Here is a 21,005-nt window from a genome sequence, read left to right on the forward strand (position 1 = left end):
CGTCTGCACGAGGTCGGCATCACGGTCAACCGCAACGCCGTCCCGAACGACCCGCGCCCGCCGATGGTGACGTCGGGCCTGCGCATCGGCACCCCGGCCTTGGCCACGCGTGGCTTCCAGGCCGAGGACTTCGCCGAGGTCGCGGACGTCATCGCCGAGGCGCTCAAGGCGCCCTCTCCCTTCGGGGCGGCCGACGTCGAGTCCCTCAAGGCCCGGGTCAAGGCGCTGGCGGACAAGCACCCGCTCTACCCCGGCCTGTAACCGACACCCTCCCGCAGGGGCGTGCCACGACTGCTCGGCACGCCCCTCCAATCGCACGGAGTATGGCGTGGCAATCAGCGTCTTCGACCTGTTCTCCATAGGCATCGGCCCGTCCAGTTCGCACACCGTCGGCCCGATGCGCGCCGCCGGGATGTTCGTCGCCCGGCTGAAGCAGGACGGCGTGCTCGCCCAGACCGCTGCGGTGCGGGCGGAGCTGTTCGGCTCCCTCGGCGCCACCGGCCACGGCCACGGCACCCCCAAGGCGGTACTGCTCGGCCTGGAGGGATACGAGCCGCACACGGTCGACGTCGCCCGGGCCGACCTGGACGTCGAGCGGATCCGCGGCACCGGACGCATCCGCCTCCTCGGTGCCGAGATCGGCCCGGCCCACGAGATCGACTTCGACGCCTCGACCCAGCTGGTCCTGCACCGTCGGCGGTCACTGCCGTACCACGCCAACGGCATGATCCTCTTCGCGTACGACGGCGACGGTGTGCCGCTGCTGGAGAAGACGTACTACTCGGTGGGCGGCGGCTTCGTGGTCGACGAGGACGCGGTCGGCGCGGACCGGATCAAGCCCGACGACACGGTACTGGCCCACCCGTTCAGCACCGGCGACGAACTGCTGCGCCTCACGAAGGAGACCGGCCTGTCGATCTCCGCGCTGATGCTGGAGAACGAGAAGGCGTGGCGCACCGAGGAGGAGATCCGTGCGGGCCTGCTGGAGATCTGGCGGGTCATGGAGGCATGTGTCGCACAGGGGCTGGGCCGCGAGGGCATCCTCCCCGGCGGTCTGAAGGTCCGTCGGCGGGCCGCGTCGGCGGCCCGGGCCCTGCGCAGCGAGGGCGACGCGGCGGGCCGCGCCATGGAATGGGTGACCCTCTACGCGATGGCCGTGAACGAGGAGAACGCCGCGGGCGGCCGGGTCGTCACCGCCCCGACGAACGGCGCGGCCGGCATCATCCCCGCCGTCCTGCAGTACTTCCTCGACTTCGTGCCGGGCGCCGACGACGACGGCATCGTCCGCTTCCTCCTCGCGGCGGGCGCCATCGGCATGCTCTTCAAGGAGAACGCCTCCATCTCCGGTGCCGAGGTCGGCTGCCAGGGCGAGGTCGGCTCGGCCTGCTCCATGGCCGCCGGAGGTCTCGCCGAGGTCCTCGGCGGCAGCCCCGAACAGGTCGAGAACGCCGCCGAGATCGGCATGGAGCACAACCTCGGCCTCACCTGCGACCCGGTCGGCGGGCTCGTCCAGATCCCGTGCATCGAGCGCAACGGCATGGCCGCGGTCAAGGCCGTCACCGCCGCCAAGATGGCGCTGCGCGGCGACGGCCGTCACCACGTCTCCCTCGACAAGGTCATCAAGACCATGAAGGAGACCGGTGCCGACATGAAGGTCAAGTACAAGGAGACCGCCCGCGGCGGCCTCGCCGTGAACGTCATCGAGTGCTGAGGAGCCGGACGCGGCGGGAGAGGGACGAAGCAGAGGAAGGACGAAGCAGGAGAAGGACGAAGCAGGAGAAGGACGAAGCAGGAGAAGGACCGGGCGGGAGGGAAAGGGCCGCAACCATGCTCATCGACACCTACGGCCGAGTCGCCACCGACCTGCGGGTCTCGCTCACCGACGTGTCCCGACCTGCTCACGGACGACGAGATCGTACGGCTCGTCCGGATCGCGGTCACCGAACTCGGCGTGGACGAGGTCCGGTTCACCGGCGGCGAGCCGCTGCTGCGCCCCGGCCTCTTCGGGATCGGCGAGCGGTGCGCCGACCTCGTCTCGCTGGACACGCTGCGCCCCGCCGTCTTCAAGGCCCTGACCGGGCCGGACCGACGAGGCACCCGAACTGCTCGCCTGGGCCGTGGAGAACGACAACGAACGCCGGTTCATCGAGCAGGTGCCGCTCACTCGCTTCACGCTCACCCCCACACCGGACGAAGCACGCGGCTCCGCGCCCGCCGAGCGCTGGATCGTCGACGGCGGCCCCGCCCGGGGCGACGTCATCGCCTCCGTCACCCGCCCCTTCTGCCGCGCCTGCGACCGCACCCGCCTCACCGCCGACGGCCAGGTGCGCGACTGCCTGTTCGCCCGGGAGGAGTCCGACCTGCGTGCGGCCCTGCGCTCCGGAGCGCCAGCCGAGGGGATCGCGGGGCTGTGGAAGCGCGCGATGTGTGTGGTGGGGGGTGAAGAAGGCCGGCTCCGGACTCGACGAGCCGTCCTTCCGGCAGCCCGACCGGCCGGTGTCGGCCATCGGCGGCTGACGCCCGAGTCCGCAGGGGGAACGACGTCCACCGACAGAACTGGGAGTGAGGCCATGGGACGGGTCACCGAGCGACGGCGCGTGGTGCGCATCCGGGACGGCGCTGCGAGCACGCGCCCGGACACGCTGGTGGCGGAGGAGCCCCTGGAGATCCGGCTCGGGGGCAAGCCGCTGGCGATCACCATGCGCACGCCCGGGGACGACTTCGCGCTCGCCGCCGGCTTCCTGGTGAGCGAGGGCGTCGTGAGCCGGGCCGAGGACGTCGCGAACATCGTGTACTGCGCGGGCGCCACCCAGGATGGCTCGAACACATACAACGTCGTCGACGTGCGACTCGCCCCCGGCGTGCCGCTCCCCGACATCACGCTCGAACGGAACGTGTACACCACCTCGTCGTGCGGCCTGTGCGGCAAGGCCAGCCTGGACGCCGTACGCACCACGGCACGGTGGCCGATCGCCGACACACCCCCGGTCCGGGTCACCCCGGAGCTGCTGGCCGGCCTGCCCGGTCAACTGCGGGCCGCGCAGCGGGTGTTCGACCGCACGGGTGGTCTGCATGCCGCCGCCCTGTTCTCGCCGGAGGGCGAGCTCGTGGACCTGCGGGAGGACGTCGGCCGGCACAACGCCGTCGACAAGCTGATCGGCCGCGCACTGCGGGGCGGCGAACTACCGCTGTCCCGCACCATCCTGCTCGTGTCCGGGCGGGCGTCCTTCGAACTGGCGCAGAAGGCCGTCATGGCGGGCATCCCGGTGCTGGCGGCGGTCTCGGCGCCGTCCTCCCTCGCCGTGGACCTGGCGGCGGAGACGGGACTCACGCTCGTCGGCTTCCTGCGGGGCAGCTCCATGAACGTGTACGCGGGCGAACAGCGTCTCGTCCTGCACGCCGGTGCTGGTGCCGGTGCTGGTGCCATGGCCGAGGAGTCGGCGAGGTGAGCCAATACATGACCGGTCTCGAAGCGCTCCAGGACGCCCGCATTCACGGCAGCACCCTCGTCGGCCCGCCCCGGATGCGCCCGCCCGACGCCCACGGCCGCCCCCGCCGCGTCGCCATGCTCAGCGTGCACACCTCACCGCTGCACCAGCCCGGTACCGGCGACGCGGGCGGAATGAACGTCTACATCGTCGAACTGGCCAAGCGCCTGGCGGCCATCGACATCGAGGTGGAGATCTTCACCCGGGCCACCTCCGCCGCGCTCCCGCCCAGCGTCGAACTCGCGCCCGGCGTCCTGGTACGGCACGTGGCCGCCGGACCCTACGAGGGCCTGGCCAAGGAGGACCTGCCCGCCCAGCTCTGCGCCTTCACCCACGGCGTCACACAGGCATGGGCCGATCACCGCCCCGGCCACTACGACCTCGTCCACTCCCACTACTGGCTCTCCGGCCACGTCGGCCGGCTCGCCGCCCAGCGCTGGGGTGTTCCGCTCGTCCACGCGATGCACACCATGGCCAAGGTCAAGAACGCCAACCTGGCCGACGGCGACACCCCCGAGCCCGCCGCCCGCGTGCTCGGTGAGAGCCAAGTCGTACGGGCCGCCGACCGGTTGATAGCGAACACCGAGAAGGAAGCGGACGAACTTCTGCGGTACTACGACGCCGACACCGGCCGGGTCGCCGTCGTGCACCCCGGTGTCAACCTGGAGCGCTTCCGGCCCGACGCCCGGGGTGCCGAGGCCGGACGGGCCGCGGCCCGGTCCCGCCTCGGCCTCCCGCAGGATGCGCTGATCCCCCTGTTCGTAGGCCGCATACAGCCGCTGAAGGCGCCCGATGTCCTGCTGTGCGCGGTGGCCCGGCTGTTGGAGGAGCGGCCGTGGCTGCGTGAGCGGATCGTGGTGCCGGTCGTGGGCGGGCCCAGCGGCAGCGGCCTGGCCAGGCCGGAAGGACTGCAGAAGCTGGCGGCCCGCCTCGGCATCTCGGACGTCGTGCTGTTCCGTCCGCCGGTCGGGCAGGAACGGCTCGCCGACTGGTACCGGGCGGCGTCCGTCCTGGTCATGCCGTCCCACAGCGAGTCCTTCGGTCTGGTGGCCGTCGAGGCACAGGCCTGCGGCACCCCGGTGATCGCCGCTGACGTCGGCGGCCTACCGGTGGCGGTACGGGACGGGGTGAGCGGCGTACTCGTACCCGGGCACGATCCGGCGGACTACGCGCGGGCGCTGTGCGGCTTCGCCGACGACCCGGCCCGCTCCGCCCGGTTGAGCGAGGCCGCGGTCCGGCATGCCCGGTCCTTCGGCTGGGCCACGGCCGCGGCGGCGACGGCGGACGTGTACACGGCGGCCCTGCTCCGTCGAGGCCGCGGTTCTCGCGTGGACGGCTCCCGCACGGTCGGCCAGGGACCACTCCCGTAGCCCCGGGCCCGAGCTGCTGTCCGGGCGGGCCGCCGCGCAGTACCGTTCGGGCAGTCCGCACGGCAGGGGGTGGCGATGCCCGGGTACGACACACGGTTCGCGCGCGTGAATGGACCGTACGGCCATGGATGACCAGCGGACTCCTGACAGGCCCGAGGTGCGCCACGCTGACCGGAAAGCGGGCCGGATGGCTGCGGACGACCGCGCGGCCGCCTACGCTCGCTCCGTGCTGCGCATCATCGACGCCCGAACCGGCGAACCCGTCGACGCCGCGCCCGCCCGCCGGGGTCTGACCCGCATCGAGGCGCATACGGACGGCTTCGACGTCACTGCCCTGCGCGTGCTGCTGGTCGCCGATCTGCTCGTCCGTGCCCTGGAGCTCGGCGGTACGCCGGTCTGGGCGCTGCTCGACGAGCACCGGCAGCAGGCGGAGCTCCGGGCCGGCGCCGCGGCGCTGGGCATCCGGCCCTTCGAGGACGGCCGGGACGCCGCATCGGGTCTGGGCGAGACGCAGGTACTCCACGTCGTCCGCGAGGGCGGAGCGGAACCCGACGGAGTACGGGTCGCCGTCGCGCCCGTGCATGCGCAGGCGCCCCCCGAGGAGGCCGACCCCGTCGCCCTGCGCCTCGCGCTGCTCTCCCGGCGCAGAAGCGTGCCCGAACGGCTCGACTCGACCGCCCTCGGCGAAGCCCACGACACCCTCGTCCGCTGGCGCCGTGCCGTCGCCGCGTGGGCCCAGCAGCCGTCGCGGCCCATCCCCGACGAGGTGCGGGCAGAGCTCCGCACCGCCTGGGAGGACGACCTCGACGTCCCCGGGGTGCTCGGGATCCTGCGCTGGGTGGAGACCGCCCCGGACCTGCCGGACGGCGCCCGCTTCGAGACGTACGCCTACGCCGACCGTCTCCTCGGCCTCGACCTCACCCGCGACCTGGGAACCCCGGGATGACCGCGCGCATCGGAGCGGGCCCGCTGCGCCGGCTGGTCGTCCTGCGGCACGCCAAGTCCGCCTGGCCGGACGGCGTCGCCGACCACGAACGTCCACTCGGCCCACGTGGCCGCCGGGACGCCCCGGTCGCCGGCCGGATGCTCGCCGAGACCGACTGCCTGCCCGACCTCGCCCTGTGCTCGACCGCCGTACGCGCGCGTGAGACCTGGGAACTGGCCGCCGCCCAGTGGGGCACGCCGCCACCGGTGCGCCACGAGCCGCGGCTGTACGCGGCCGACGTGTCCGACCTGCTGCAGGTCGTGCACGAGGCGCCCCCCGAGGTCGAGACGCTGCTGCTGGTCGGGCACAACCCCGGCCTGGAGGAGCTCGTCCTCGCACTCGCCGGGGACGGCCTCGACGACACGCTGGACCAGGTCCGTACGAAGTTCCCGACATCGGCCATCGCCGTACTGGCCTGGCACGGCACCACCTGGCGGGCCCTCGCACCCGGCACGGCGTTGCTGACGGGCGTGATGGTGGCCCGGGGCAAGAAGAAATGAGCGCCTCCCGCGCGGGCGGCCGCAGGCGCTGCGCATAGGCTGGCCGGATGCAGGACGAGTACCGCACCGTCGCCCACGCGGGCGTGCACGAGACCGAGGTCAACCGCTCACGCTTCATCTGTGCGCTCGCCCCGGCGGCCACCGAACAGGAGGCCCAGGACTTCATCGCCGCCATCCGCAAGGAGCACGCGGACGCCACCCACAACTGCTGGGCCTACGTCATCGGCGCCGGCGCCGCGATCCAGAAGGCCAGCGACGACGGCGAACCGGGCGGCACGGCCGGCGTGCCCATGCTCCAGATGCTGCTGCGCCGCGACATGCGGTACGTCGTCGCCGTCGTCACCCGCTACTACGGCGGCGTCAAGCTCGGCGCGGGCGGGCTGATCCGGGCGTACGGCGGTGCGGTCGGCGAGGCGCTGGACACGCTCGGCACGCTCACGCGGCGCCGCTTCCGGCTGGCCACGGTGACCGTCGACCACCAGCGCGCGGGCAAGGTGCACAACGACCTGAGGTCGACCGGGCGCGAGGTACGGGACGTGCGGTACGGGGAGGCGGTCACGATCGAGATCGGTCTGCCGGACGCCGATGTGGAGGCGTTCCGGGCGTGGCTCGCGGATGCGACGGCGGGGACGGCGGAGTTCGAGCTCGGGGGAGAGGCGTACGGGGACGCGTGAGTCACGACGGTGACGGCTCGGGGGTCACGTCCTCCTCACCGATCTGGGTGCCCGACTGGTAGACCGTCACGACGCCGTCGTGGATGACATAGCGGTACTCGCCATTGCGAGCCTCGTAGCCGTCGCTCGTCTCCTCGGCCTCCATGGCGATGCCTTTCTCGCGCCCGTCGCTGAACTCGCCGTAGTAGTACAGCGATCCGGATGTGGTGCGGCACAGGGTGATCTGCTTGTTCTTCGTGCGGTAGGCCTGGACCAGCCCGGCGCCGTCCCCGTCGGGGAGCGCGGCGGCTATGCGGTCGGGACAGGTTTCGGCGACGGTGGTGTCGTCGGTCCCGCCCGAGTCCGAGCCGTCGGAGTCGTACATGCTTTCGCAGCCGCGCACGAACACGCTCAGCACCGTGAACACCACCACGAGCCCGATGCAACCGCTGAAGCAGCCGGTCTTCTTCGCAGGCTTGGGCGGTGGGGTGTAGCGCGGCCTGGGCGGCGGTGTGTAGATCGGCGTGGGTGCGGCCGGGGCGTGCGGTGTGGTAGGGCGGTAGCCCGTGGTGCTGGACGAGGGGAAGAACACGCCGCCTCCCGCACCCGGCCCCGCCGTGCCCGATGTGGTGCTCGCGGGCCTGCGTGGTGACCCCGACGTGCCGGGCCGTGCGGGCCTCGGCGTACTCCTGGGGGGCGAGGACGACGACGGTGTGCTTCGCGGCGTGGACTTCCTGGGAGTCGTACGGGGCGCGGCCTTCTTCGCTCCCGCCCCTCCGGAAGCCCCGGACGGTGGCGGCTTCGGCGTGCTCCGCTTCGCCGCCGCCTTCCAGGACGTGCCGCACGCGATGCAGGACAGGTCCGTGCGCGCGTTGTTGGTGTCGCACTTCGAGCAGCGCCAGGCGGCGGGCGGGCGGCCACCACCCCCGGGCCGCTTGGCGGGGGACCGGGCGGCGCCCCCGCCGGAACCGGCCGTCTTCGTGTCCGGCTTCGCGGCAGGTGTCGGCCGCGCCTTGGCGGCCGGGGGCGTCGGCGCGGTGGTAGCGCGCCGGGTTCCGCCACAGGTCGTGCAGGATGCCTCCACGGGCGCGTTGAACGTGTCGCAGTCCGCGCAACGCCAGTTGGCCGATGCCGCCACCTCCTGCCGTCCTTCCTCTCGTCTCCGTGTTGCCGGGCCGTCAGCCCGTGTCGCCCTCGGCGCGAGCCATCACCGCGGCGAACAGTTCCTCCGACGCGTCCGAGGCAGGCGTGGCGATCCACTCGGCCCCCTCCTGGGGCACGCGCCGCAGCCCGGTGTCCTCGACGGCGTCCGGGGCGTGCTCCGGGACGCCGTAGTGGCGCCGCAGCAGGTCGGTGTACTCCTCCGCCTCCTGCAACCGGTCGGGCGGTACGTCGACCCGGACCACGACGAGTCCGGGCGTCGGCCCCTCGGGGAAGCGCAGGTGAAAGACCCACTGGGACAGCTCGTCCGGGCCCTGCGGGAGCAGCCGTACGTGGGAGCAGTGGCGCACGTTCGATTCGATGCGGCTGTAGCGGCGCCACACGAAGATCAGACGGCCGTCATCACGGCACTCCAGACCGAATTCCGGCCAGTCGAGCTTCACAGACTGTTCGCGATCGTCTCGATGATCTCGTCCATCTCGAACTCCTCAAGCCCCTGACCGGCCTTGGAGGCGAAGTGCAGCGTGAGGTCCCACTCCTCGGCGATCGGATCCGACCAGGGCGCCAGGTCCGGTGCGAACAGCACCAGGCGCTTCGCCGACTGTTCCATCACCGCGGTCTGGCTCCGGGCGTACCCCCACTGTTCGAACAGATCGTCCAGACTGCGCGGGATGCTCGCCGGATACGACTGAGTGCCCGCGTGCGTGCCCAGCGCGTGGGCCGGGGCGTCGGTGAACATCACGATGACGTGACGCCTGCGGTCAAGACCCGTCTCCCACGGCGAGTTGATCGCCAGGGCGAGCGCCTCCAGACCCGACTCGGGGATGTCGCCGCCGCCCGAGGCCTCGATGCCGCGCACGAACTCCTCGAAGTTCCTGGCCTGCGCGGGGAGTTGAAGGAAGTCGGTCTGCTGAATCGCGGTCGAGGCGTCGTCGCCGAAGTCGCGGAAGGCTATGACCTTCAGCCGCAGCTGACTGATCGCCTTGCCCTTCTTGGCCATCACGTCGTCGAGCCGGTCGTGGAACTGAAGAGCGCTCGACTTCACGGTGTCGAGGACGGGGTGCATGCTGCCCGTCGCGTCGACGCACAGGACGATGTCGACGGCGTACTGCAGATTCCCCTGGTACTGCTCGGCGTTGCTCATACGGAGTCTCCTGGGTGATACGGGTGGGGATGTCGGTCCGTTGCCGGTCACGGGCTAGGACGAGCCGCGGCGCGGGCTGCGGTCGCCGAGGTTGATGCGGACACGGGAGGTCCGTTCCGCCGGGCCCTCGGCGGCCGGCGGGGTTGCGGGGGGTGCGGGCGTGTCCTCCGCGACGGCCGGCCGGGGCGGCTCCGGCGAGGGTGCCGCGGCGCGGGGGCGCGGAGTCGAGGCGAGGTTGGTCTTGATCCGGCTGGTGCGTGGTCCGGACGGCTTAGCGGTCTCCGGTGCCGGAGTGGGCTTCGCCGCAGGGGATGTGGCCTTGGCCGTACCAGGACGCCGGTGCTGCAGGGCGCACACCTTCGGGTCGGACAGCGACTTGAGGAACGTCGCGATCCGCGGACGGCTGCGCGGGGCCCGCGCGGTCATGGCGCGCAACAACCCGAGCATCTCGTCCGACAGCCGAGTGTCCAGGTCCAGGTGTTCGCCCGCGTTGACGGCATCGGCCGGTGAGCCGTACCGCCGGTCATGGTGCGGCAGTTCGCCCGTCAGGTACAGGTGGGTCATCAGCCCGAGCGCGAAGACATCAACCGCACAGGTCAGTTGCTCGGGGCCGATCGAGCCGTCGCGCTGCATGTAACGGCGCCACTCCGGCGCTCCGTACACCGAGTCGCCCGCGATGTCGTCGGGCTCGGGCGGGTTGCCGGCGATGTAGGAGTCGTCGAAGTCGATCAGCTTCGCCGTGTGGAAGGTGGCGTCGTCCCGCTTCTGCACGAGTACGTTCAGCGGTTTGAGGTCGCCGTGCACGACGTCGATGTCGTGCAGCTGCTTCAGACTGTTGCCGAGGGTCTTGAGCAGGACCATCTTGTGCCGAGGCTCAAGAGTCTGCGGCTTCTCCAGGCTGGAGGTGTCGATCCGCTCGGTGACCTTGTAGTAGGTGCTGCCCTCGTGGAAGAAGTCGGTGGCCAGCACCAGGTTGCCGCCGCCGCGCGCGTCCGGGCGGAGCCGGTTCATGATCGTGCGGTGCCGGTCCTCGAACTCGTCGGCCAACTGCCGCCGGATCCGTACGCTCGCCGAGTCGGCCGCGTCGTCGCGGGGCCGCTTGGGCTCCAGGAACCGCTTGATGAAGTACTGGTGGCCCCCCTTCTCGGCGAACGCCCATATGCACTTGCCGCCGCCTGCGTTCGTGGGCTCGGTGGTGACGCGGTAGCCCCCGATGACGTCGCCCTGCTTCACGTGCGCTCCTCCAGTGCCGGGGGCAGATGGGTCTCGTAGCCGGCGCGGTAGGCGTGCCAGGTGCTGTCCTGCCAGACGCGGACACGGGCCGGCAGTCCCGCGGGATCCTCCGGGGCGGCCGCCGGGCCGGGTCCCGCCTCGCCGGGAACGGGAGAGAGCCGGTCCAGGCCGTGCGGCCGGGTGCGGAGATAACGGTCGGCCAGCTTCTCCAGCCGATCCGTGAACTGGGCCCGAAGGTCCTGGAAGCCGTGGTAGCCGAGGGCCACGACCGCGAGCGAGGCGTCGTCCGCCGTGTAGGACTGCACCTCGCGGCGGATTCGGTCCGCCCACTCGTCGGCGGTACCGGCCTGCTCCAGGGTGCGCAGCAGCATCACCTCGAAGTCGGCCGGGGTGTGCACATAGCCGAAGAACCCGTCGGTCGCGGCCACCAGAACGCAGGGAAGCGGATACGTCAGCCGCTGGCCGTCGATCGTGAAGTCCCGGTCCGCGCACACGAGGTTGGTCATGGGCGGATCCGTGCGCAGCAGCTCCAGGGCGTCGCTCTCCCGCGTGTGGTCCCGGGTCAGCACCTGCAACCCGGACGTGGGACGCAGCACATACGCACGCGAGTCGCCGGCCCACAGCGGCCGCAGCTCCAGCAGCGGCTCGCCTTGGGGACGCACCAGGCGATAGTGCACGGAGGCCAGGGTGGTGGGCAGCTGGCGGCGCATGGTGCCGCTGATCTTGCTGCGGCGCTGGGGGGCGTGGTCCTGGAAGAACCGGAGGTAGTCGTGCAGGGTCTCCGGCACGGCCGGCTCGCCGTCCACCACGTCGTGGAACCAGACGTCGGTGGCCAGCCGTGCCACCCGAGCGCCCACCCAGGCGCCCGTGCGGGACTCACCGTCGGACGCCTGCCACACGGGTGCCGCCCCGGCGCCGCCCGAGCCGTCGAAGACCGCGAGCACGCCCTGGTCACTCTCCCTGTGGTAGGCGACGAAGGGGTCGGCGTCCTCGCCGCGTCCCGGCACCTGCTCGGTCCACACGGAGAGCGCCAGCAGCCCCATGCGATCGTCGGCGACGCACCAGATCCGCTGCGGCACCGGCCGGACCGCCGGGCCGTCGTCCAGCGCGGGCTGTGCCTTCTCGGGCGGGGCGACGAGGGCTGGGGACGCCGGGCTCGCGGACGGGGGGTGCGGCCCGCGGGAGGGTTGGGGCCATGACGGCGGTGGCTCCGACGCGTACGGCGGCGGTGTGCCGGGCGGTGCCGGGTGCTGGGCGGAGTGATCGTGGTAGCCGGTCATCGTCGCTCCCCGTCGCCGTCGGACGCGCCCGGGCGGCGCCGCTTGGCGGTTCCGCGGACGCGGCTCACCTTCGGGCCCGCATCGTCGGTACGGTGTTCGTCGCCGCGGCCTCCCAAGGGGCTGTCGCCCGCGGCGTCGACGGCCTTCCTGGCACCCTCCGCTTCCGCCTCGGCCTTCGGCTTCCGCCAGGGCCGTGTCCTGCCGCCGGTCTCCGCGCGGTCGCCCGCGCCGCCCGGGTGGCGCTCCGACGACCGGTCGTCCGCCCGTCCGCCGTAGGGTCCCGGCAGCGGTTCGTCATCGGGTGGTCCGGCGGGCGCGGAGCCGGAACGGCGGCCACCGGTTCCGGACAGCCGTGAACGGGGAGTGCCGTCCTCGTCACTTGGGCGCGAGCGGGCCGGGCCGAAGTCCGAACCGTCGTCGTACCGGTCCCGGAGGACCTCGCCCTTGAGCGGTTCGGGTTCCCGCTCCCGCATGCCCCGGTCGTCGCCGTCGCCTTCGCCGCCGGGTTCCAGAGCGCGCGCGAGGCTGCCGCGCAGTCGCCCGCGTCGGGTGGCTGTCTCGAACAGGCCGTCGCCGTCCCGGAGCACTTCTTCCAGTACGGCTCGCTCCAGCTCCGCCTGTTCGAAGGGCTCCCGGTCGGCGTCGCCGCGTTCCAGGACCATGCGCATCACCTCGCGCCGGACCTCTCGCTTCTCCGCTTCGCCCTTCTCGATCCAGGCGAGGGCGGCGCGCGGGCCCTCCTTCTCCATGATCCCGGCGATCAGACCGTCGACACCCTCCTCTCGGATCATGTCCAGGTGCCGCTTGCGGCGCATGCCCTCCAGTCGTGTCTCGCGCACGACGTCCCGGAACTCCCGCCCGCTGGCGGCGATCTCGTCCTCGTCGACGAGGAGTTCGATCTGGATGTTGCGCAGCCGGATCGCGTCGTCGCCGCTGAACCCGGCCAGGGCCGCGTTCAACGCCATCTCGGCTTCGTGGAACTCGGCGATGTCGTAGTCCCGGGCGACCGAGCGCAACGACTTGCGCAGATAGCCGTAGAGCGCGCCGCTCATGTCGCGTATCCCGCGTGCGACCACCTCGGCGGGGTCGGCGACCCGGCACACGAGGTCCACCCGGCTGCGGAAGGAAAACGTGGGATCGCGACTGAGCAGCGGGATGTCCAGGATCAACCGGTGCTCGGACATGTCGACCGTGAACACGCTGAGATAGGCCCCGAACCGCGAGGAGGGTATCTCCTCGCCGCTGCGGACCGTCAGCGAGGGACCGCTGTCCCGGACGAGAACCAGGGCCCGGCCGGGAGCCGGTGGCCGCAGCGGGTTCACCAGCCGCCACTTGGGCACGTCGTCGACGCTCAGGACCGGGTCGTAGGTCTGTTCCTCCATGCCTCCCCCTCCTTTCCAGTCTTTTCAGGTCTTTCCAGTCTTTTCAGGGCTGTCGCGATCGCCGACGGTGCGAGGCCGCTCACCGGGAGCGGACGAGGGCGCGGAGCAGGCGGGCGGCGCCCGCCGAAGGCTTCTCGCGGTCGCGGGCCCACTTCTCCAGCCACCACGTCAGCCGCTCGCGGTGCCGACCGGGCCGGCCGGCCACGGACACCAGCAATGCCTCGATGGCGTCGAGGGATCCGGGTGACTTGCCCGCGTAGTCGTCGATCCACCTGTGCAGGGCGTCCAACGCGGCGTCCTGCACCGGGCGCCGGGCCAGGGCGCGCGCCCACAGCTCCGCGAGCCGGGCACGGTGGCGTGGCAGCTCACCGAGGAGGACGGGTACGCCCGGCACGCGCACGTGTCTGCCGTCGGCCGCGTCGAGGACCGGTTCCTCGTACGGCTGGGACACGGCGAACACGAAGGCCGACAGCGACTTGACGACCATGGGGGACAGGTCCTGCGGCTCGGACCACTCCAGGTAGGCGTCCAGCACTGCGGAGGTCTGCCCCTGGTGGATGAGGTGGACGCCGCCCCATGCCACGGACGGCAGAGTGCCCCAGTCGTCCTCCCGGTCCAGCGCACTGCGCAGCACGGCCACGGCCCGCCCGGGCGCCGTACGGCCCAGCAGCCCTCCCACCGCGTGGGCCGCCGTCCCGGCCAGACGGCGCTGGTAGGCGGAGGCGTCGCCGCGCGCCCACTGGTGCAGCACGTCCCACACCGCCTCCGCCGTCTCCGGACGGCTGCCCGCCACGCTGAGCGCGGTGGCGGCGCCCTGCCGCAACGGCCAGGACGTACTGCCCGCCCAGGTGGTCAGGAAGCGGTGCACCGCATAGTGCGGATCGGCGAGCGCCAGCACGCCCGCCGCGACCGCGGCCCGGGCACGCACGTCCAGGTCACGATGGCTCAGCAGACGGCGAAGCCAGTCGAGTACGGCGTCACGGCGGCCGTCGAGCAGATTCCAGGCATACGCGAGGATGACCTGGCCCAGCAGCGCGTTGCGGAACCGGACCCGCGGGGCGCCGAAGCTGCCCTTCGCGGGCAGGTCCAGCCGGATCCACTGCTGTTCGTGTCCGAGCCGGTCCCCGAACCTCACGTCGGGCGGAGCCGATTCGGGCTCGGTGAGTGCCGCGCGCAGCTTCACCGCGGCGTCCGCGACGGTGAGGTAACCGCAGTCCTCGAGCACGGCTGCGGCCAGCGCGAAGGCCACGGCGTCCGGTGTGCCGTACTGGTTGAACCAGGCGCGCACCTGCTCACTGGGGTCCCGCAACTGAGCAACGGCAGCGGCCACGTCGGCGTCCGCGCGGATCTTGGAGGCCAGCCAGGCCGCGTTGCCGGCCGAGGGCTGTTCTCGCAGGGCTGTTGTGGCCCCGGTCCGTTCGAGCAGCGAGTGGAGGTCGGCGGTCGCGTCCGCGCCGGCGCTGTGGCCGAGGACTCGGCGTTCGACGACGGCCAGCGGGTCCACGGGAGCGAGCGCGTGCCGGGCAACCTGGTCGCCTCCCGGGCCGGTCGCCAGGACCTCCAAGTCGTGGCCACCGGTCAGGACCAGGAAACAGCCGGTGGCGCGCAGCGTGGCGACGACCGCGGCCCACTGGGCCGTTCCGTGGGAGTGTCCGCTGAGGAAGGCGGAGGTGAACTTCTCGACGACCGGGGACCCGTCGTCGAGCGCCGCCAGATACCCGGAGTGCTTCACCGGAGGCTCCCAGCCCCCGTCCAGCACGGTGGCAGGTGTCAGTAGGCGGTGGCAGCCCGCCCCGCCGCCCGCCATGGCCAGGGCCTCTCCGAGCAGGTTCACGGCGGCGGCCTCCCGGCCGCTTCCGGGCACACCCGTGAGGACCAGCACCCGCCGCTCGCACAGGGCATCCAGCGCCTCGCCGTAGTCCTCGGGTGCGACGAACAGTTCGGTGTGGTCGGCTGTGTCGGCCGCGTCGATGGCCAGCACGGACACCCCGCCCGGCCGAGGCCCGCCGGAGCGAGCGCCGCCGGCGTGGAAGCCCCCGCCGAAGCTCACGTCCGCGTTGAACAGAGCGAGCGTGCCGATGTGGGTACCGGAGGCGTCGGCGCTCAGCCGGCGGGCGATCTCGTCGGCGATGGCCCCGGCACGCAGCGCCTCGGACCGCTCGGCGTCGCCGCGCCCGATCCCCTCCGTCAGGGAAAGCAGCGCGTCCTTCTCGCTGACCGGCCCGTCGTACTCCTCGGCATCCGCCCGCGGTGACTCGGTGCCGGGCGTCCTGTCGTCCTTGTTCGGCTCCGCCGTGTCCTCGTCGACGGCGCCGCCACGCTTGGCGTCTTCTTTGTCCTTGCCTCGCGGTGGATCGTCTCTGCGGTCCGCCGTTCCGGCTCCGGACCGGGCACTCTCGGAAGAGCTGTCCTCGCTCATTTCTGGTCTTTCGGCCTTCGGATCAGCAGTGGTGTCGGTGCGGTGTTCCGCGCGTGCCGGGCCGGCGCACGGAAGCGTGCTCGCGTGTGCGGAAGGGACATGGGAATGGGCGGGACGCGGCGACGTCTGGCCGGACAATCTCCGCCAATACGGCTGACAACGACGGCAGTCCTACTGCTACGTCGGCAGTCCTACGACGTCGTCCAGTTCCCCTGCACTTCGACCTTGCCGTTGAACACCTGGGCGTTCTTGATCAGCCCTGCGCTGATCTGCGCTCCGGACCGGCCTTGCGCGGCGACGGCCTCGTCGACCAGCCGCCGGATCTCCGCCTCGAAGTCCGAGTCGAGCAGCATGTGCGCGGCGAGCTGCCGCTCCAGGTCCTGTTGGGCGCTCTCGTTGTCCGGGGACCCGGTCACCTGCTCCAGGGACTGTTCCGCGGCCGCGTTGCCGCGGAACCGGGCGCGGATCCGCTCCACCAGGCGGGCACCACCGGCCCAGCCCGAGCGGCCGGCCTCCTGTCCCGCACTCTCCAACGCTGCCTTGGCCACGAGCGCCACACCTGCCGCTGCGACGGCCGTCACTGGATCCATGCCGTTCCCCCGAAGTCCTGCCTGAACAGGGGAGTCACTGTAGGGGGAGGCCCATGGGGCCCGGAGTGCTTCTTCTCACTTTGGCTGGAAGTGGCCGAAACCAGATCAGGATGCGGCCGGTATCGCGCGGTCCGTTCGGCTTCCGGGCTGGGGCCTACGGGCGTCATGGGGCAGTCGGCCCGGCGACACACGGGAAGTCAGGTGCGCTACCGGCTCGAGGCGCTGCCAACCGCCCCCGCTACGTCCTACTCCTCCGGCTCCCAGGCGCGGAGCAGGTCGAGCAGCCCTGCGTCTCCGTCAACGTGCAAGGAGTCGGCGGGGATACGGTCGTACAAGTAGAGGACCAACTCACTGGCCGTGCCATGCATGGAGGCGCCGGCTGCGTCCGAGTCCTCCCCGGTCGCGGCAGTGGGCGCGGGGATGCGGGTGGAGCGTGCGCCGTCGCCGTCGACCGTGAGGCGCCAGGAGCGGCCCTCGGCGGTGTGGAAGTCGAAGGCCGTGGGCTTGTGCGGCCAGGCGCTGGGCGTCGCGACGCAGGTGAACAGGAACTCCTCGACACCGTCGAGTGCGACCTCGGCCGGCAGCGGCTGCGGGGCGCCCGCGGCGAGCTGGGCGTCGTAGGTGTGCACCGCGCTCTCCTGGACCCGGTGCCGGGCGACTCCGCCAGAGGTCCGCGGCGTCTGCAGGGCACTCCACCACGCCCAGCAGCCGGCGTCCGGTCCTGCCTCGCGCAGGGCGCTCAGCAGAAGCTGCGTCGACGCGGCCAGCCAGGCCAGCAGGGCTTCACGCTCCCGCGGCACTTCCAGAGCGGCGCGCGCAGCGGTGGCCTCGGCCGGGGGAGCGTCGGCAGGCCCCGCGCCGACGATGGCGGCCCAGTAACGGTCTCCCCCACCCAGGTGCTTCACCAGGTCGAACAGCGTCCACCCGGGGCAGGTCGGCACCTGTGCGTCGAGACTGGGCGCGGCGGCGACCGCGGTGCGGAAGGCGGTCGACCGTTCATCGATCAGTCGCAGCAGGTCAGGGAACTCAAGATTCTTTTCCACGCCGGATGTCTATCACCGTGCTCCGGTGGTCGGACAGCGATTTCACCTCGCCGCCGGTTGGCCATTGCGGACGCCGGGCACCTCGGCGACGTGACGTCCACCCGGTGCGCGCGGTCATGCTGCCGTTCTATGTGATGGACGCGGAGGTCACGACGGCGGGGGAGGACCGGTCCGGTCGGGAGTTCATGTCACGCCAGGAGAACCGGCCGGGCCGGGTCCGGCGGGTTCGGCGCCGGCAGGGATGGGGTTCGGCCGGGACACTTCAGGCCGCGGCGGACACCGGGGCGGATACCAGACCGGTGGCCGGACTTGCGGTCCTGATCCGCAGCGCGCGGACGTCGCGCACCGCGAGCATGGCGACGGTGCAACCGAGGATCACCACAGCGGCCCCGAGCAGTGTCGTGTGCACGCCGATCGCGGCGCTGAGCGGGCCGACGGTCGCTTGGGCGAGTGGGATGGCCACGAAGGAGCCGAGCGCGTCGTAGGAGTAGACGCGCCAGCCGGTCCTCGGGGATCTCCTGACGTCGATGTCGAAGTCGTAGTGACCAGCGAACGCGACCGCCTCCAGGTGGAGCGGGACCGCCTCACCGGGGGCGACGTGCCGCCGGACCCTACGGGGACGGGCGACTCCGGCCTTCGATGTACGCGCAACCAAGTGGGGAATCGAGAGCGGGCCTGGCCGTTTTCGCAGATCCTCATCAGCCGTGGAGAACATCTGGAACACTCCCGACTGGCAACGTGCGTCGCTCGGCGGACGGACGCTGCCGTCCTGAGCATGTCCGCCGTGATCACGCTCCCGACACGCAACGGGTGCGAGGGCTTGACCACGGCTCGGGTCGGCGTAGAGCCGTGCGGCGCGCTGTGTCGCGAGCCATATGGCGTGCGGAATGGCACCGAGACCGAGACGCCTGCAGCGGCGGCTCTGCGCGACCGTAGTCGCCATTGGATCGCAGACGGTGTCGTTGCCCTTCCGGTGACCGTGCCGGACGGAGGGCCGGTGGTCGGCACGGTCTCAGACGTTGTCGGGCACCATCGAGACCACGACCTTGCCGGCCTTGGTGCGGCCCTGCTCGACGTGCGCCATCGCCTCGAGCGTCTGGTCGAACGGGAAGGTGCTGTCGATGACCGGGCGAAGCTTCCCGCTGTCGTAGAGCGCCCCGAGTTTGCGCAGCTGGGAGCCGTTGGCCTGCATGAAGAAGAACTGGTAGCGCACGCCCAGCGCCTTGGCCTGCTTGCGGATCTTGCGACTGAGCGCGTTCATGACCAGGCCCAGGAAGGAGGGGGCACCGAGCTGCTTGGCGAAGCCGGCGTCCGGCGGGCCGACGACGCTGATGGCCAGGCCGCCGGGCTTCAGCACGGTCAGTGACTTCTCGAGGTTCGCTCCGCCCACGGCGTCCAGCGCCAAGTCGTAGCCGGACAGTACCTTCCGGAAGTCTTCCTTGGTGTAGTCGACGACGACGTCGGCGCCGAGGTCCCTGACCAGCTTCTCGGTGTCGGTGTCCGTGGTCGTCGCCACGGTGGCGCCGAGGTGCTTGGCGAGCTGGATGACTGTCGAGCCGAGGCCGCCGGCGCCGGCGTGGATGAGCACCTTCTGCCCCGGCTTCACGTGGGCACGGTCGACGAGGATCTGCCAGGCGGCCAAGGCCACCAGCGGCACCGCGGCTGCCTCGTGGAGGGTGAGTGAGGCCGGCTTGGGCGCGACATCGTCCATGTCGATCGCGATGAACTCCGCGAAGGTGCCGATCCGCAGGTCGCGCGGCCGGGCGTAGACCTCGTCGCCGACTTTGAAGCCGTGTACGGCGGAGCCGACCCGCGTGACGACGCCGGCCACGTCGTGGCCGAGCACGAACGGAAGCTTGTACTTCAGGACCTGCTTCAACTCCCCGTTGCGGACCAGTTTGTCCAGCGGGTTGATACTCGCGGCGCTCACTCTGACCAGGACGTCGCGGTCCCCGACCTTGGGCTCGGGTACCTCTGCGGCGCGCACGCCGTCCTTGCCGTACTTCTCGACGACGAAGGCCTTCATGCCGGCCGCCTTTCTGTCTGGGTGTTCCGGTGGTCGATGTGATTCTTCGCGCAGGTCCCCTGCCCCTGCGCGCCCGTTTCTCGCGTGCGGCCGGGTTGATGTGCTGGCCACGACGCTACTTCCTGAGTATAGAAAAGTAAACTCAGGTGGGGTTAGGATCACCCCCATGGATGCGAGGACCGAAGCTCTTCAAGACGCCGGTATGGACTTCCGGCTCGACCGGGACACGTCCAACTGCTCGATCGCGCGGACCCTTGAGGTCGTGGGTGAGAAGTGGACGATCCTGATCCTGCGCGAGGTGTGGTATGGCTCGTCCCGGTTCGGTGACTTCGAACGTGTCCTGGGCTGTCCTCGTAACCTTCTGGCGACGCGGCTCCGGATGCTGGTGGAGGAAGGGATCCTGGCGACCGAGACGTACAAGGAGCCCGGTTCGCGGAGTCGGCCGAAGTATGTGATCACGCCCAAGGGCGTGGATCTGGTGCCGGCCGTGATGGGGCTGCTGCAGTGGGGCGACCGCTATCGCGCCGACCCGGAGGGCCCGGCCGTGCTGGCGCGACACCGCGGATGCGGCGCGCACGTCGACGCCCAGATCCGCTGCGAACGGGGCCACGCCGTGCAGGCGGAAGACATCGAAAGCGTCCCCGGCCCTGCATTTCGGATGAAGCTCGCCGGGTGAGCTGAGCGCGGGTTGCGTCAGGTCGAGAGGTCGCAAACGTTCTGCACGACCGCAACGCTCACAGCTTCGACAGGTGGGCCAATGGGTGCCGACGGACTACTCCGCAAGATCGGTTACGGGAAGTAGGTCCTTGCCGACGCATGGAAACCGACCCCTGACGGGCCCAATAGCCGCTTAACCACGTGGTGTTGGGCCACAGGCGTATAGCCCGTGTTCAGGATTCCGGGTCAAGGCCCGTGTGGTGCAGTCAGGGCTTTGTGGGTCGACTCCAGGATCTTCTCCGACAGTTCTGTGCCCGCCGTGGCCCGGGCAAGCAGGATCGCGCCGACCAGAGTGGCCACCATGGGAAGGCCGTCTTCGGCGTCGGCGGACAGCCACGAGGCGAATTCCTCGACCCCGGCTGCGTACGTTTCGCGCACCTCCCCAGCTGTGGACTCGCGAGCCATGTCCCCTGCGAATCCCGCGGTGGGACAGCCGGTGCCGGGCTGGTCGCGGTGCTCGGCCGACAGGTAGAAGTCGACGAGGGCGCCGCGCGCGGTGTCGTGATCGCCGTGGGCCGTATCGAACTCCGCCAGGAGTAGGTCAAGGTCCCCGAAAGCGGCTTGAGCCGCCTCGGCGATCAGGGCCTCTTTGGAGGGGAACTGCTTGTAGAAGCCGCCTGTGGTCAGCCCGATGGACTTCATCAGATCGGCGACGCTGATGCCGTTCACGCCGCGCTCTCGGAAGAGCTGGGAGGCCGCGGCGACCGCCCGCCTGCGGTTCTCGAGCGCTTGTGCTTGCGAAACGCGACTCATCAGTCACCTGCCCACGTTAGATAGTAAATCGCATCTATCGTATGCGAAGTACCGAGTGTCCGACCGCGGCGCCCTCTTTCCGTACGGCTCTTTCTCGCTGTCGCATGGCGAGGAGTTCGTGGGCCCGTATCTCGTGGAGCCCATGCATAGCGGCTGACGGAGCATGAACCGCTCCGGGATCGGTGGAGGCTCTATGCGTTGACTCCAGCCGCCGGTTGGGGCTGGTGTTGAGCGTAGTAGTTGGTCTCGTGCTCGTGGGGC

General features: G+C 71.2%; 19 protein-coding genes and 2 pseudogenes. 9 read left to right on the top strand and 12 right to left on the bottom strand.

All coding sequences use genetic code 11. The features are described from left to right. The 8 genes and pseudogenes from ADL12_RS08165 to ADL12_RS08200 all read left to right on the top strand — a co-directional run. Positions 1 to 261: pseudogene (locus tag ADL12_RS08165) on the top strand (serine hydroxymethyltransferase); the annotation flags it as partial. Positions 262 to 328: 67 nt separating this feature from the next. After that, a complete protein-coding gene (locus ADL12_RS08170; protein ID WP_062700095.1) occupies positions 329 to 1,711 on the top strand; it encodes an L-serine ammonia-lyase in 1,383 nt (460 codons plus the stop codon). A 116-nt stretch (positions 1,712 to 1,827) separates the two neighbouring features. Beyond that, a pseudogene (locus ADL12_RS49910) lies at positions 1,828 to 2,517 on the top strand (GTP 3',8-cyclase MoaA family protein). Positions 2,518 to 2,570: 53 nt separating this feature from the next. Next, positions 2,571 to 3,449, top strand: coding sequence for a formate dehydrogenase accessory sulfurtransferase FdhD (gene fdhD, locus ADL12_RS08180; protein WP_062700129.1), 879 nt, complete (start codon positions 2,571 to 2,573; stop codon positions 3,447 to 3,449). Then, complete coding sequence (gene mshA / locus ADL12_RS08185) at positions 3,446 to 4,858, top strand: D-inositol-3-phosphate glycosyltransferase (protein WP_425265080.1); 1,413 nt, start codon at positions 3,446 to 3,448, stop codon at positions 4,856 to 4,858. The genes fdhD and mshA overlap by 4 nt, the downstream gene beginning before the upstream one ends. A 187-nt stretch (positions 4,859 to 5,045) precedes the next feature. Next, positions 5,046 to 5,804, top strand: coding sequence for a hypothetical protein (locus tag ADL12_RS08190; protein WP_062700100.1), 759 nt, complete (start codon positions 5,046 to 5,048; stop codon positions 5,802 to 5,804). Then, positions 5,801 to 6,343 carry a SixA phosphatase family protein gene (locus ADL12_RS08195; RefSeq protein ID WP_062700102.1) on the top strand — a complete coding sequence of 181 codons (543 nt, stop codon included), beginning with the start codon at positions 5,801 to 5,803 and terminating at the stop codon, positions 6,341 to 6,343. The genes ADL12_RS08190 and ADL12_RS08195 overlap by 4 nt, the downstream gene beginning before the upstream one ends. A gap of 47 nt (positions 6,344 to 6,390) precedes the next feature. Continuing rightward, positions 6,391 to 7,017, top strand: coding sequence for a YigZ family protein (locus ADL12_RS08200; protein ID WP_062700104.1), 627 nt, complete (start codon positions 6,391 to 6,393; stop codon positions 7,015 to 7,017). Between the two features lies 1 nt (position 7,018). Here the strand turns inward: ADL12_RS08200 and ADL12_RS08205 are convergent, their stop codons facing one another. The 11 genes from ADL12_RS08205 to ADL12_RS08255 form a co-directional block, all read right to left on the bottom strand. Beyond that, positions 7,019 to 7,588 carry a hypothetical protein gene (locus ADL12_RS08205; RefSeq protein ID WP_062700106.1) on the bottom strand — a complete coding sequence of 190 codons (570 nt, stop codon included), beginning with the start codon at positions 7,586 to 7,588 and terminating at the stop codon, positions 7,019 to 7,021. Between the two features lie 586 nt (positions 7,589 to 8,174). After that, positions 8,175 to 8,600: a hypothetical protein gene (locus tag ADL12_RS08210; RefSeq protein ID WP_062700108.1), complete on the bottom strand. Its 426-nt coding sequence runs from the start codon at positions 8,598 to 8,600 to the stop codon at positions 8,175 to 8,177. Continuing rightward, entirely contained in the window at positions 8,597 to 9,301 is a 705-nt protein-coding gene (locus ADL12_RS08215) for a vWA domain-containing protein (protein WP_062700110.1), read from the bottom strand. Before ADL12_RS08215 ends, ADL12_RS08210 begins: the two co-directional genes overlap by 4 nt. Positions 9,302 to 9,355: 54 nt before the next feature. Then, positions 9,356 to 10,534, bottom strand: a complete 1,179-nt coding sequence (locus ADL12_RS08220) for a protein kinase domain-containing protein (protein WP_062700112.1) — start codon at positions 10,532 to 10,534, stop codon at positions 9,356 to 9,358. After that, positions 10,531 to 11,814 carry a serine/threonine protein phosphatase gene (locus tag ADL12_RS08225; protein ID WP_244187818.1) on the bottom strand — a complete coding sequence of 428 codons (1,284 nt, stop codon included), beginning with the start codon at positions 11,812 to 11,814 and terminating at the stop codon, positions 10,531 to 10,533. The genes ADL12_RS08220 and ADL12_RS08225 overlap by 4 nt, the downstream gene beginning before the upstream one ends. After that, entirely contained in the window at positions 11,811 to 13,196 is a 1,386-nt protein-coding gene (locus tag ADL12_RS08230; protein ID WP_062700113.1) for a hypothetical protein, read from the bottom strand. Before ADL12_RS08230 ends, ADL12_RS08225 begins: the two co-directional genes overlap by 4 nt. A 79-nt stretch (positions 13,197 to 13,275) precedes the next feature. After that, a complete protein-coding gene (locus ADL12_RS08235; protein ID WP_062700115.1) occupies positions 13,276 to 15,615 on the bottom strand; it encodes a hypothetical protein in 2,340 nt (779 codons plus the stop codon). Between the two features lie 191 nt (positions 15,616 to 15,806). Beyond that, a complete protein-coding gene (locus ADL12_RS08240) occupies positions 15,807 to 16,205 on the bottom strand; it encodes a hypothetical protein (RefSeq protein ID WP_062700117.1) in 399 nt (132 codons plus the stop codon). Positions 16,206 to 16,450: 245 nt separating this feature from the next. After that, positions 16,451 to 17,248, bottom strand: coding sequence for a maleylpyruvate isomerase family mycothiol-dependent enzyme (locus ADL12_RS08245; protein ID WP_062700119.1), 798 nt, complete (start codon positions 17,246 to 17,248; stop codon positions 16,451 to 16,453). A gap of 262 nt (positions 17,249 to 17,510) precedes the next feature. Further along, the gene (locus tag ADL12_RS08250; protein WP_062700121.1) at positions 17,511 to 17,903 is read right to left on the bottom strand and encodes a hypothetical protein; all 393 of its coding nucleotides are present in this window, start codon (positions 17,901 to 17,903) and stop codon (positions 17,511 to 17,513) included. Between the two features lie 357 nt (positions 17,904 to 18,260). Then, positions 18,261 to 19,274 (bottom strand): NADP-dependent oxidoreductase, encoded by a 1,014-nt coding sequence (locus ADL12_RS08255; protein ID WP_062700123.1) that lies wholly within the window; start codon positions 19,272 to 19,274, stop codon positions 18,261 to 18,263. Between the two features lie 202 nt (positions 19,275 to 19,476). Between ADL12_RS08255 and ADL12_RS08260 the strand changes: the two genes are divergently transcribed. Continuing rightward, positions 19,477 to 19,950, top strand: a complete 474-nt coding sequence (locus tag ADL12_RS08260; RefSeq protein WP_062700125.1) for a winged helix-turn-helix transcriptional regulator — start codon at positions 19,477 to 19,479, stop codon at positions 19,948 to 19,950. A gap of 227 nt (positions 19,951 to 20,177) precedes the next feature. Here the strand turns inward: ADL12_RS08260 and ADL12_RS08265 are convergent, their stop codons facing one another. After that, on the bottom strand, positions 20,178 to 20,744 hold the full coding sequence (locus tag ADL12_RS08265) for a TetR/AcrR family transcriptional regulator (RefSeq protein WP_062700127.1): 567 nt from the start codon (positions 20,742 to 20,744) through the stop codon (positions 20,178 to 20,180). Positions 20,745 to 21,005: the final 261 nt, after the last annotated feature.

It is taken from the genome of Streptomyces regalis, assembly GCF_001509475.1.
Taxonomy (GTDB): Bacteria; Actinomycetota; Actinomycetes; order Streptomycetales; family Streptomycetaceae; genus Streptomyces; species Streptomyces regalis.